Below are 11,927 nucleotides of genomic sequence, written 5' to 3' on the forward strand. Positions count from 1 at the left end.
TAATATCGTTTTTTTTGCCTGTTCAATCTCCTGTTATCTTTTTTAAGGCAAGAAATGTATGATGATAATTCTTACTGAATTGTATTTTAGCTCGCATAACTCTTAAGGCTAGATGGTATCTTGCATTTTTTAGCAAGAGAATCAATAACTGGATATGGTATTTTCTTTCCAATCCTGAATTTTCAGAAAATAACATTTCATGAATTTTGGGGTGTTGTATGATGAAGGCTACGTGTTGTTCTTTCTGATGATTATCAAGGGGGCAATCTTCTAAAACTAAATTATTTAATTCTACATACAGTGTTCTCCAGTAAGCTAAACTAATTAAATCATGGTAAGTTTTATCCAGTTGCCAATACACCACTAATTTTTCAAAGTGTTCTGCAATATTGTATTCTAAAAGAAAGCGGTCTGGATGGTAACGATTGATTGCTGATCCCATTCGCGAAACGTAATGATAATAAGGTATTTGATTAAAGTAAACGGACTCTAAATTTCGATAAACCAAATGATTGAACAACGCATCCTGACCGACTCTTTGGTCCGTAAAACGGCAATTATTTTCAAGTAAATAAAGGTGTTTATACAGTTTGTTCCACAACACATTGGAATCTAAACCTTGAAATGCTCTGAAACTTTTTCTAAAATCCTCTTTTGTAGTTACGACAGATAACGTTGGAAGCTGAGTAGTCCTTTTAATTTTTTTTCTTGAATTCATTTCTTCAAAATAATAACCAAATACGACCATATTGGCTTGATTTTCCAATGCAATTTTCAAATTTTCTTCAATCAATTCAGCTTCTACGTAATCATCAGGATCAGAAAAATAAATGTACTCTCCAGTTGCTTGGTCAAGTCCAGCATTTCGAGCAAATCCAGAACCGGCATTTTCTTGATGAACGACTAATATACGGCTGTCTTTTCTTTGGAATTCATCACAAATACGGCCCGAACTATCTGTTGATCCGTCATTGACTAAAATTAATTCAAAGTCTTGATAAGTTTGGTCCAATAAACTTTGAATCGATTTCCCTAATGCATCAGCGACATTGTAGATTGGCATAATAATAGACACAGCAACCATAGTAGTACTCCTTTCTTAAAAAAGATAATTTGTTTAAACAGTTGGGTGATTTGTTTCATCAAACTGGTTGCTTTCTAAACTTTCATGCCGGAACAACATGAGTACTTTTTGAGGGATCAAGCCTACAATTAATGGTTTGAGAACATACAGTAATCCTAGAGGCAGCAGTTTCATTTTTTTGAAACCGTCATACCGTACCTTAGCTTCATCCAATCTGTATTTGAATGCTCTCTTTTTAAAGGTTGTGCCATCTTCTCTGTAATTGAGTAAGATGTCTTGCATATTGTGGCCTTCATATCCCGCAGCGTATAATCGCATAAATAAGTCGTAATCTTCTGCTCTTAATGTCGCTTTTGAAACAGCATAATTTCCAATTTGATTAAGAATTGCTTTTTTGATGATGATTGTTGGGTGAATAAACTGTGAACCAAACAAAAAATCTTTTTTAAACGGGTCACTTTTTGTTTTTCGTATTCCCCAAATGCCATTATCGTTAAATAGAAAAGCTTGGCTACCCACTAAAGCACATTCTGGATGTGATTCTAAATAACTCATTTGTTTTTCAAATCTGTCTTTATGAGAAATATCATCTGCATCCATCCGTGCAATGTATTCGCCTTTTGAAATGGCGATACATCTATTTAAAGAGTAAGCTAGACCTTTATTCGTTTCATTTTGGATCAATCTTATTTTTTTCGGATAGTTTCGTACATATTCTTTTGCAATTTGTAAGGTGTTATCTTTTGAACCATCTTCACATAATATAATTTCAAAAAATTCATATGATTGGTTTAGCAGTGAATCGATACTTTCTTTTAATGTTTTTTCACAGTTATAAATGCCCATTACAACGGATACTTTCATGTTAATCTTCTCCTTTAAATGATTGTTTCAATGGACGGTTATATTTCGTTTGGAAGACGCTCATTCCTAGTACTAACCAAAAGATCCGGGCATTGTTTAATGATATCGATACAGAAGCAATTAAAAAGATAATTAGAATATCTCGAATCATTTGTCTATTTTGATTCTCTTGGTCATTTTCAAAACTATTTTTCCTATTGTTGAGTAGAGTTGAACCGACATATAAAAAGAATAAAGCAGTCAACACAATTCCCCATTCTGCAGCAAGCTGAAGATAGGTGTTATGAGCAACATTTGGATTGTGAACAAATTGATTGGCAATTGGAATATAATTGCCTAATCCAATTCCTAATAATGGAGCAGAATCTATCATGTGCATTGCCGTTTCCCAAACTTGCGTTCTTCCTGATCCGCCATCAGAAACGGCTGAAGAAAAATCAGTAAACAACAATTCTACTCTTGAAAAAATTGGGAATCGACTGACAATCAATGCCATCAATTCATCCGTGTAGGTCAAAAGATTTCGAATGATCGCTGACACCCCTAAAACCAAAAAGAGTGAACTTACTACTTTTAAAGGAGTTGTTTTTTCCATTTTCACGAGTTTCCCTACCAAAAAGTATCCACTGTAAAGAGCGACTAAGATAATCGCTGACTTTGATCCAGAACTAATGATTGATAGAAGAATGATTCCGATTGCACCAATTCGAATGACACTGTTTAGTGGTTTCATTCTTAACAAAATACTTAATGCACAACATTGAATCACTGCGAAAAAATTTGGATCATTCATAAAACCGATCAACCGGCTTTCTCCAAATAACATGATTGAAGATAAATAAGGAATTGGAATAAACGAAATTAAAATACCAATGAAGCCAATTCCAACGGATCCGACTACAAACCCTTTTAGAAAAACTGCTGTTAATTTTAAGCGGGAAAGGTTAAAACCAATGGTGTAGTATAGGAAGACGACTAGCAGCTTGGTATAATCGATTAGAGTGGCTAATGGATCGGCTGCAATCATATATTGATTAGGAATGATGAATAAGGAGTGAAATAAAATAAGAATTGAAAAAGCGCTAAACACTATAATGTGCATAAGAGGTAAACTTAGTTCTTGCTTCATAATCAAACTGATTACTAATCCTAGAACTAAAAAATCAGATAACGATAGGTTGATTCCAAATAACACATTTGATTGATTTAAAAAGACAGACATCAAAAATACCGTCACCATTACTGTTGATGTCACTCGTTTTTTTTCTAACGTTAAAGAGTTTGCGACCACACTTTTCACCTCCAATAAGACCCACTTTTTATAGGAAACTCATTTGATCAATGCTTTTACTGTTTCTTTACTGTTGATGAGTGATGAATCTGGTGTGTAATTTACAATTTGATAGATTTGAGTCATTTGGCTCATAACAGACTGAATGGAATACTTCTCAAGATAGTCTAAACTTTTCAGACCAAAGTCATCTCTTAAGCTATTAGAATGGTAAAGTATGTCTACATAACTAGCCAAACGTTCTTCATCTTCTAACCCTACTAGATAACCATTTTTACCGTGATGGATTAAATCACGATTTCCTCTGCAATCAGTGGCTATGATTGGCAATCCTGTTCCCATAGCTTCTAGAATGTTTACCGGCAAGCCTTCTTGTTTAGAAGTAGAAAGGACGAGATCAGAGATACTCATCAACTTATCAACATCTGACCTAAACCCAAGTAAAAATACATTTTTTTCTAAGTGTAAGTCTTTAATTTGTTGAGCATATTGCTCTCTTAATTCACCATCTCCAACCAACAATAACTTAACTTGTGGTAACGTTTGAACGACTCTTCCCATCATAGAGATAGCTAACTGTTGGTTTTTTCTTTTGCTCAATTCGCCAACATATATCAAAAGGAAATCTTCTTTCTCATACCCTTGTAAACTTCTTCGCTGATTTTTTAATTCTGTATCAATTGGCTTAAATATCGTTTTATTGATTCCTACTCCATTAATTTTTTCAATTTTCTTAGCTCTAAAATGTTTATTTTGAGCTACATGATAATCTTCATCGTTGATTGTTATTAAACAATCGGTATACTTAGATAACCACTTTTCAACTGAATAATACATCATCCAATTTTTCAATGGTGCCCCTTTGAAAAAATGAAACCCATGTGCAGTATAGATAATTTTAGTCGTTCTTTTTTGTGCTTCTCTGGCAGCAAGTCTGGCAAGAACTCCTCCAATTGGTGAATGACAATGAATAAACGCATAAGCTTCTCGATCAATAATTTGCTTGATTTCTTTATAGGCTTTATAGTTCATTACTTTAAATGGATTACGGCAAATACCGATATCGAATACAGTTACACCTTGAAGTTGTAATTGGTTTCTAAACCGTTTATTTCGTTCATGTGCTTCAGTATTTTCATCTTTAAAATTTGCTAAAACGTGAACTTCATACCCTTCTTTTTGCAACAACGCTATATTCGGTCTATTAAAGCCTTCTATCATCGGAGCAATTGATGCTAAAATCAATACTTTATCCATAATTGAATCCTCCAAACCGTTTATTTACTAAATTCCTTTCCTTTTTTCATAAACTTAAACTTGACTAACATACACTTTATTCCGTAAAACGGGTGCTTGATCAACCGGTGAAAGGATTTTTTTCATCTGATCGATAACTCTAAATTGGTTTTCTTCCGTCATATTAGAGCCGGAAGGAATACAGATGCCCATCGCAAATAGTAATTCAGATACAGCAGGTGTTCTTTCATTATGCTTATAAAATTTCGTATGTTTAAATAAGGGTTGCATGTGAAGTGGCTTCCATAAAAGACGCGTTTCGATATTTGCCTGGTTCATTTTGTCCATAAATTCAAAAGGACTAACGTTCGTCATAAATGGATCAATCACTAATGTTGTCAACCAGCGATTGGATTTCGATTGTTTGAGTTCAGGCATAAAATGAACTTCTTCAATGGAATTTAATTCGCTATAGTAGTTTTGAAAAATTTCTCGCCTTTTTTCAACTCGTTCATCCAAGACCTGTAATTGAGCTCTTCCAATTCCAGCTAGCACATTGCTCATGCGGTAATTATAGCCAACCAGTGAATGTTGGTAATAAGGTGCTGCATCTTTTGCTTGAGTTGCTAAGAAGAAAGCTTTATCTAACAATTCTTCATCATCACTAACAATTGCTCCTCCGCCAGAAGTAGTAATAATTTTATTGCCATTAAAAGAATAGATTCCAATTTTCCCAAATGTTCCACTTTTTTTATTTTTATACTCTGCACCTAACGATTCTGCTGCATCCTCAATAATGGGAACACCAAACAAATCTGCAACGTTCAGTAATAGTTCCATATCAGCACTTTGTCCATAAAGATTTACAACAATAATCGCTTTTGGCAAATGGTTGGCTTTACTTGCATCAAACAATGCACGTTCTAATGCTTGCGGTGACATGTTCCAACTGCTAGGTTCAGAATCGATAAACGTTAATTCAGCTCCTAAATACAATGCTGGATTAGCACTTGCAATAAAAGTAAAACTTGAACAGAACACGCTGTCTCCTGTTTCTATCCCTAAACAAGCAAGAGCTAAATGAATAGCTGCAGTACCAGAACTTGTTAACGAAGCTCCTTTTTTATTGGTATACCGAGCCAGTTCTAGTTCGAAATTAGTGACATTCGGACCTAAAGGAGCGATCCAGTTAGAATCAAACGCCTCTTTAATGTATAGTTGTTCCTTTCCAGACATATGTGGTGAAGATAATAAAATCCGCTCATGATTTATCATAGACTTCCCTTCTTCCTATCGCTTATTCCCATCAGATTTCATTTGAACCAGCGATGATTGTTTTTCAACTTATTAGACTTTGAATTCTCTATTTTCTACTATTGAACTAACTTCTAAAGGAATAGCATCAGGAAATAGTGGAGTGACGTTATCCAACACCTCCTCCTGTTTCCATTGCATTTTCCGGTATTCATCAAATGCGATAATATAATCAACTTCTTTTTCAACGATATCTGCTTTCATTAACACTTTTTTAATTGTTATCAAAACAATTTTTACATCAAAAAGAAATGAGCATTTTTCAACATACTCCACATCTAAAGCAAATCGCTCTTCCCAACTTAAGTTGTTGCGACCGTTAACTTGTGCCCATCCGCTGATACCGGGTTTAACATCATGACGATGCAATTCTGTTTCGTTGTAACAAGGTAAATAATAAACAAGCAATGGTCTAGGACCGATAAAACTCATATCTCCTTTTAGAATATTGATGAGCTGAGGCAATTCATCTAGACTTAATTTCCGAATAAATTGTCCGATTTTTAGCATGCGCTCATCATAAGATAGTTCTTTATTACCAATGGCTGTTGGGTTTTTCATGCTTCGCAACTTATACATATTGAATATTTCATTGTCTTTTCCTACACGTTCTTGGATAAAGAAGATAGGGCCAGTAGGATCTTCTAGTTTTATTAAAATCCCTAAAATGAATAGAATGGGTAGAACCAATAGAAATAACATACCGGCAAAAATCCATTCAATAATTGACTTAACTGGATAATAATTTTTCATAGTGTTCTCACCTCTATTGTATTTTTAGTTATGTGTTAACTGCTTGTCAAAAATGAGAGAGGGTAGGACCTAAACTGTATTGAGGGAGGATTTTGCGAGGTTGAATGAGAGGCTCATTTTACGAGGGTGAATCATTTAGAAGTAAATTTTTTTACAAATAAACTCAATAAAGAAAATGGATTTTTTATAAGGATGACGCTTTAGAGGGATAAAACTGAGGAATATTTAGCGAAAAAAGAGGTGTGAATCGTTTAAAATGAATTAACCTTTTGAATTTCTGTGATAGTGCGAGGATGGTGATACTTAAATATAGTTCATTTCATTAGATCATCTTATTATCAAGTTCTATACTTTGGAAAAAAGCTGGTTTCCATATCAAAATTGCCAAATACCTTTCGCAGTTGAATCAACTTTTCATAAATAATAGGATCATGTACTTTTTTTCCCACATAAAAAGGGTGCTCTCCGTGTCGTGCATAAGCTTTTTTATGCATATATATTCCATCTTCTCCTTTATGCCCACCGCCTAAAATATATTTTTCAATGCCTTTATCTTTTAACCACTCCATAACGGTTAATTGAATCAAAACTTCGGGATGATGATTGAAGAATTCTTTTAGAGTTCCTGCTAAGAAACCAAAAGCCCTTTCTTTGCCGAATAATACCAACGTTGCTGCAATAAGTTTTCCATCAATTGTAGCAAATACATATAAAAATTGACCTTTCATCGTTTCATGAATCTGTTCAAAGAAAGACTTTTTGAAATAATAATAAGCATCCGCCCCATTACGGTCCATCGTTGAATAATACATTTCTAGAAAATCATCAACACGTTCACCCGTCTGATCTAAACTGATTTCAACCCCTTTTTCTCTAGCTACTCTAGCATCTCGAAAAATCTTTTTACGTACATCTTCTTCTATCGGCAATTCTAAGTTTTTCACAATGGTATTGCCCACAAGTGAGACATCTCCATAAAAACAATCTCGTACTTGAGTATTTTCAAAAAGATCAAATCGAATAAATTCAGTGATGATATCATTTTTTTGACAATAATTGGAAAATGCCTCAAAATATCCTGCCAATAATCTTTCCTCATCTGTCGTTTCTTGAATAACCGGTCCGCCATAGCCGTAAGGTGTTACGATGTCAAAGAACTTTTTATTTTCTAGTTGAAAAGGAATCTCTCTTTTAATAAACATATTCTTTACTTTTCCATACTCATTTTCGAAGTCAAAAATAATTAATTCTCCATCTTCTATTGTTTCGTATAGCCTTCCATAAGGTTCAGTGAAATTAATTTCCATATAACATTCTCCTTCATATTTTTATAATTTTCTAAAAAAAGGCGACTTAAATAAACCTAAAACAATTCATTTTTTCTAAAAAAGTTTACAGCTTAATATGAAAAATGGGTACGGCTAAATAGGATAAGTAACTACTATGGAGTGATACTGAAGGTGAGTGGGTAAAATTGGGTAAATTAAATAAAGATGTCTGGATATACTACTTGAAAATTTGTCAAAACTAAAAGTGTATTGGCGGTCAGGATGACCTAGGATGAAACTGAGGGTCTTGCTTCAAGGAGGAAAAATAAGTACTATGTGAAAGCAGATTGTTTAAAAAATCCTGCTATTAATTGATACTCGAAGTATAACAACTATTAGTTGTAAGGGCTATCTTTTAGTTAAAAAAAAATTTTTTAAGTTTGGTTTGTGACGAAAATATGTACAACTCTATTAGAAAAGCCTAATAATAGGCAACCAGAGCTGTACATATAAATATAGTTGTTTTGAAATTTAAGCGTAATTACGACAAAGTTCTGCACATTCCAAACATACTTTAGCACATCTTTGACAGTGATCATGATCATGTTTCTCGCATTCTTTTCCGCAAGCTTGACAAATAGTGGCACATAAAGCAATAAGGTCAGCGGATAAAGAACTTTCTCTAGTAATAGCAGTTGAAGCAAAAGCACAAATGTCCGCACATTCTCGGTCTAATCGAATACATTCTGCCATCATCTGAACATGATCTTCTTTTAGACAAGCATCAAAACATTCGTTGCACACACGCTGACACTCAAACATCTTTTCCGAAATCTTTACTAATTGTTCTTGCATACCATCCCTCCTCGATTTTTAACACATCTATAGTATAAGACTTTTAGAAAGTCCTATCAAATGATAAGGCTCTCTAACTCAACTACATTTCTCGCCATAAAAAAAAGGTCCATTACTTTTTTGCAATGAACCCTTTTTTGGTCTTTATACTGAGTATTGAAGTAGATTCCCTTGTCAAACCCCTTTAATTTAACTAGTTACCTACAGTTAAATACACCTTAAGAAAAAGTTAATTCAATGCCCATTCATAAATTGCATGTGCAACTCCATCTTCTTGATTTGATTTAGATACATATTTTGCCGTTAATTTAATAGAGTCAACAGCATTACCCATCGCTACGCTCGTACCCGCCACTTTCATCATATCTAAATCATTTTCTCCATCGCCGATAGCCATCACTTCATCCATTGAAAATCCGAGTTTCGTTGCTAATCCTGTCAATGCCTCACCTTTATTAGCACCTTGAGGTAACAATTCTAAAACATAAGACAAACTTCGAATAGGGTAAAAATTTTCAGAAATAAATGCTGGCATAGAAGCCGCTAAATGATCTAGTTCTGTTTCTTCTGCAACATACATCGCTTTAAATATTGTCAATTCCTCAGGTAGTTCTTCTAATGGCAAATGCACAGCATCCATTCCCAATAAATCAGCATCGAATTGCAACATTTCAGTTTTTTTACCTGTATAATAGTAAGCTTTCTCGTCGAAATATGTAAAATTCATTTCGAACGGTTCAATGAGTTGTTCTGCTTTTTTCAATTGGCTATGGTCTAATTGGTGCGAATAAACAATTTCCCAATTGGTCGTTTTTTGAACAACTGTCCCATTTAAAGAAATCACATAATCTTCTTCATCTTTAGGCAAATCCAATTCTTCAAAATAATCATAGACCGCATGTACTGGTCTGCCTGTACATAAAACAATCTTAATCCCTGCATTACTTGCTTCTTTGATTGCTTTTTTCACCTTATCCGTTACTAAATGGTGTTCATTTAATAATGTTCCGTCCATATCAATTGCAATTAATTTGATCAATTTTTTTACTCCTCCACTTACTTATTCATTATTCTAAACTTCGATCTTTTTTCATTGGTATTCTGTGTACTCAAAATCTACACCACTCAATGTTTGTTTCACCCACTGATTATGGGTCACTTCTTTTTTAGGCCCTGACAAATTTTCAATTGATTTTTCAATATCTAAACACGCTTGATAAAAACGCTGAGCATCCTCTTCCAGTTTAAATTGAAACTCTTGAGCCAGCTCTTTTGAGTTTGCATAGTGCAGAACAACTTCGTTTTCATTTATATAAACACTAAAATAAGTGGAAATAATTCTTTTTTTCACTATAAGCCAACTCCTAACCTGCCTGAATTAATAGATGATTGATTTACATTTATCATACCATTAATTCAAAAAAATCAGTAGGCTTGTTTCAAAGCTTCAGTCAAACGAACTAAAAAAGAATGGAAATCAAGCTACGAAAGGCTGTTTTCCATTCTTTTTAGTTGACACTTTTCAATCAAATTTTTGGTTATACCGCTGAATGGCTGCTTTAGATTTCTCTAAATTGGTTACGGTCAAGTCGTAGTTTTTAGACGCATAGTCATAAAACAGAATATCGACAGCATACATCTGAGTCAATAACGAAATTGTCGCTCCACTTCTTAGAGGAGCTTCATGAGCAAAAGCCGTTTTTAAGGCAATATCCGCTTCAAGACTTAGCGCATTCTCAGTATTATTTGTGAGTGCTACTGTTTTCAATCCAAGTTCTTTTGCCATAATCATTAAAGCAAGAACTTCTTTCTTTTCACCGCTGTTTGAAACTCCAAAAAACACCGCATTCTCTCCGGCAACTGCCATTGATGTGACTAGCAAATGTTGATCAAGCGAACAAACAACTATTTTTCCCATTCGACTAAACTTTTGTTGAATATCAGAAGCAACAATATGAGAAGCCCCTAAACCATATAGATAAATAATTGAACTCTCATGAAGCAATTCCGAAACACGCTCAATTTGTTTCGTATCCAATACGTTATTGGTTTCTTTAAAAAGATGATTCGTATTGATGAGCATTTTCTTTTTAACTTGTTCTAAATTCTCATCAGCTAAAATATCCGTGTATAAATTATCCTTGATGCCTTGGGAATCTGCCGACAATTGAAGTTTCAACTCCGTAAATCCTTTAATGCCAATCGAACGGCAAAAGCGAATCACTGCAGCCGAACTAGAACCAGCTTCAGTCGCTAGATCTGTTGCACTCATTTGAATAACCTTTACTGGATCTCTAAGAATTGTTTCAGCTATCTTTTTTTCAGATTGTGGCAACGTAATTTTTTTCTCTCTAATCGTCAATAAGACATTATTCTGCATAACCTGCGACCTCCGACTATTTGCATTCATTTATAAACTGAAAAAGGCATGCAAATCGCTAGACTCACATGCCTTTTAAACGCTACTGTTATTTTACAATGTACAAATCAGATTAGTCAACAATAGTTTCTGCGTCGAATTCGTCTGCATCATAAGAAACTAGTTCAGTTGGTTCCATTGCTGATTTTGGAACGCCGAAGAAGTAAGTAGCTAAGAATCCACCAGCATAAGCAGCTAATAATCCAACTACATAACCCCACCATTTGCCGTTAGCAATTAATGGAATTAACGCTACTCCACTTGGTCCAATTGCAGTTGCACCAATTCCACCAAATAATCCGATAACAGCTCCACCGATACCGCCTCCAATACAAGCAGTGATGAATGGACGACCTAAAGGCAATGTTACCGCATAGATTAATGGTTCACCGATTCCTAAGATACCTACAGGCAATGAACCTTTGATCATGTTTGTTAATTGTTTGTTTTTACGACATTTTATCCATAATGCGATTGAAGCTCCAACTTGCCCAGCTCCAGCCATAGCTAAGATCGGCAATAATAATGTCATTCCTTGAGTAGAGATCATTTCAATATGGATTGGTGTTAATACTTGGTGTAAACCAAACATAACCATTGGTAAGAACAATGCGCCTAATACGAAACCGGCGAAAGCTCCACCAACATTTAATACCCAAGTGATTGCTCCAACTAAGCTAGATGAAATGGCACCTGCGATTGGCATAATCAAGAAAATGGTTACTAAACCAATAGCCAATAAAGAAATGGTTGGTGTTACGATAATATCGATTGAATCTGGAACAACTTTACGCATGCTTTTTTCTACGATTGACAATAAGTAGACCGCTAAGATAACACCAA

12 protein-coding genes are annotated in these 11,927 nt (G+C 34.4%); all 12 read right to left on the minus strand.

The window, feature by feature from the left end; all coding sequences use genetic code 11:
• Window positions 1–22: 22 nt before the first annotated feature.
• Window positions 23–1,084 (minus strand): glycosyltransferase family 2 protein, encoded by a 1,062-nt coding sequence (locus CAT7_RS09615; protein ID WP_007725022.1) that lies wholly within the window; start codon window positions 1,082–1,084, stop codon window positions 23–25.
• Window positions 1,085–1,117: 33 nt separating this feature from the next.
• Window positions 1,118–1,948: a glycosyltransferase family 2 protein gene (locus tag CAT7_RS09620; protein ID WP_007725024.1), complete on the minus strand. Its 831-nt coding sequence runs from the start codon at window positions 1,946–1,948 to the stop codon at window positions 1,118–1,120.
• 1 nt (window position 1,949) lies between these two features.
• A complete protein-coding gene (locus CAT7_RS09625; protein WP_007725025.1) occupies window positions 1,950–3,239 on the minus strand; it encodes an O-antigen ligase family protein in 1,290 nt (429 codons plus the stop codon).
• 39 nt (window positions 3,240–3,278) lie between these two features.
• On the minus strand, window positions 3,279–4,496 hold the full coding sequence (locus CAT7_RS09630) for a glycosyltransferase family 4 protein (protein WP_007725026.1): 1,218 nt from the start codon (window positions 4,494–4,496) through the stop codon (window positions 3,279–3,281).
• Between the two features lie 54 nt (window positions 4,497–4,550).
• The gene (locus CAT7_RS09635) at window positions 4,551–5,750 is read right to left on the minus strand and encodes a DegT/DnrJ/EryC1/StrS family aminotransferase (RefSeq protein WP_007725029.1); all 1,200 of its coding nucleotides are present in this window, start codon (window positions 5,748–5,750) and stop codon (window positions 4,551–4,553) included.
• Between the two features lie 72 nt (window positions 5,751–5,822).
• Window positions 5,823–6,542, minus strand: coding sequence for a sugar transferase (locus tag CAT7_RS09640; protein ID WP_007725035.1), 720 nt, complete (start codon window positions 6,540–6,542; stop codon window positions 5,823–5,825).
• Between the two features lie 338 nt (window positions 6,543–6,880).
• Window positions 6,881–7,849: a GNAT family N-acetyltransferase gene (locus CAT7_RS09645; protein ID WP_007725038.1), complete on the minus strand. Its 969-nt coding sequence runs from the start codon at window positions 7,847–7,849 to the stop codon at window positions 6,881–6,883.
• 492 nt (window positions 7,850–8,341) lie between these two features.
• Window positions 8,342–8,665 carry a four-helix bundle copper-binding protein gene (locus tag CAT7_RS09650; RefSeq protein ID WP_007725040.1) on the minus strand — a complete coding sequence of 108 codons (324 nt, stop codon included), beginning with the start codon at window positions 8,663–8,665 and terminating at the stop codon, window positions 8,342–8,344.
• Window positions 8,666–8,894: 229 nt separating this feature from the next.
• The gene (locus tag CAT7_RS09655; protein ID WP_007725046.1) at window positions 8,895–9,704 is read right to left on the minus strand and encodes a Cof-type HAD-IIB family hydrolase; all 810 of its coding nucleotides are present in this window, start codon (window positions 9,702–9,704) and stop codon (window positions 8,895–8,897) included.
• A 51-nt stretch (window positions 9,705–9,755) separates the two neighbouring features.
• On the minus strand, window positions 9,756–10,016 hold the full coding sequence (locus CAT7_RS09660; protein ID WP_007725049.1) for a hypothetical protein: 261 nt from the start codon (window positions 10,014–10,016) through the stop codon (window positions 9,756–9,758).
• A gap of 171 nt (window positions 10,017–10,187) precedes the next feature.
• The gene (locus CAT7_RS09665) at window positions 10,188–11,045 is read right to left on the minus strand and encodes a MurR/RpiR family transcriptional regulator (RefSeq protein ID WP_007725052.1); all 858 of its coding nucleotides are present in this window, start codon (window positions 11,043–11,045) and stop codon (window positions 10,188–10,190) included.
• A gap of 112 nt (window positions 11,046–11,157) precedes the next feature.
• Window positions 11,158–11,927: PTS transporter subunit EIIC (locus CAT7_RS09670; RefSeq protein ID WP_007725055.1), on the minus strand; the 770-nt coding region annotated here is incomplete at its 5' end.

The sequence above is a fragment of the Carnobacterium sp. AT7 genome (assembly GCF_000171855.1).
In the GTDB taxonomy this organism is placed as follows: Bacteria; Bacillota; Bacilli; order Lactobacillales; family Carnobacteriaceae; genus Carnobacterium_B; species Carnobacterium_B jeotgali.